The 760-nt window shown below is 71.7% G+C and carries 1 protein-coding gene and 1 rRNA gene; both read left to right on the plus strand.

Annotation, left to right across the window (positions count from 1 at the left end; genetic code table 11):
* Positions 1-87, plus strand: a 5S ribosomal RNA gene (rrf, locus tag ACIPYS_RS26775); the annotation flags it as partial.
* A gap of 127 nt (positions 88-214) precedes the next feature.
* On the plus strand, positions 215-760 hold a 546-nt coding region (locus ACIPYS_RS26780; RefSeq protein ID WP_400750482.1), incomplete at its 3' end, for a hypothetical protein.

Genomic DNA, 760 nt, shown 5'->3' on the forward strand with positions numbered 1-760 from the left:
GGTTACATTCCGAACCCGGAAGCTAAGCCTCACAGCGCCGATGGTACTGCAGGGGGGACCCTGTGGGAGAGTAGGACGCCGCCGAACAATCATTCAAAGCCGCGGCCCCCAGCGATTCGCTGGGGGCCGCGGCTTTTTTGCGTTGCGCGCATGTGTGTACGACGGCAGACCAGGGACTTCCGCCCGGACGCGGGGTGTCCCTGGATGTCGGACAATGGAGAAGGTGCACGGCCAGGAGGCCGGCGCCGAACCGCGAGAGGGCAGTGGTGCTGCCCGATGCGCGGTGGAGATGAAGAAGCAGAAGGAGTCACCACGATGGCGAACCAGCCCCAGGACCGTCCCGAGCGTCGATCGGACGACGGCCGCGGCTACGAGCCCCGGTCTCGCGGGGGTTGGTCCAACGACCGTGCTCCGCGCCGCGACGACCGCGGCGGCGACCGTGGCGGCCGTCCCGCCGGCGGCGGCTACGGCGGTGGTCGTGACGACCGTGGCGGTGACCGTGGCGGGTTCCGTCGCGACGACCGCGGTGGTGACCGCCCCTACAGCGGTGGCGGCGACCGCGGTGGCTTCCGCCGTGACGACCGTGGCGGGGACCGCCCGACCGGCGGTGGCTTCCGTCGTGACGACCGTGGCGACCGCCCGTCCGGTGGTGGCTTCGGCGGTGGTCGTGACGACCGTGGCGGCGACCGTGGTGGTTTCCGTCGTGACGACCGCGGTGGTGACCGCCCCTACGGCGGTGGCGGCGACCGTGGCGGCTTCC

Origin of the sequence: Kitasatospora sp. NPDC089913, assembly GCF_044748625.1 — a bacterium.
GTDB lineage: Bacteria > Actinomycetota > Actinomycetes > Streptomycetales > Streptomycetaceae > Kitasatospora.